1 protein-coding gene is annotated in these 304 nt (G+C 75.7%); it reads left to right on the forward strand.

The features are described 5' to 3' along the window. Nucleotides 1-304, forward strand: a 304-nt coding sequence (locus ACPCUX_RS18820) for an Ig-like domain-containing protein (protein ID WP_423389401.1), incomplete at both ends; no start/stop codon positions are given.

The raw sequence follows: 304 nt of genomic DNA on the forward strand, positions 1-304 counted from the left end.
CCCGATCGTCGTCACCGACACGGCCCTGCTGCCCACCGGCGGCTCGACCCTGGTCGACGTGCTCGCCAACGACACCGACCCGGCGGGCGGCGTCCTGGTGGTCCAGTCGGTCTCGGTCCCGGCGGACGCGGGCGTCTCCGTGGCCGTCCTCGGGCACCAGATGCTCCGCGTCACGGAGCTGCGGCGGCTCGACGGCCCCGTCAGCATCGCCTACACCGTGTCGAACGGCACGGAGTCGGCCGTGGGCGAGGTGCGGGTGGTGCCGGTGCCGGCGCCGACGCGGCTGCAGCCGCCGAACGCGGTG

The organism is Cellulosimicrobium sp. AB352 (assembly GCF_049538415.1).
Lineage (GTDB): Bacteria > Actinomycetota > Actinomycetes > Actinomycetales > Cellulomonadaceae > Cellulosimicrobium > Cellulosimicrobium funkei.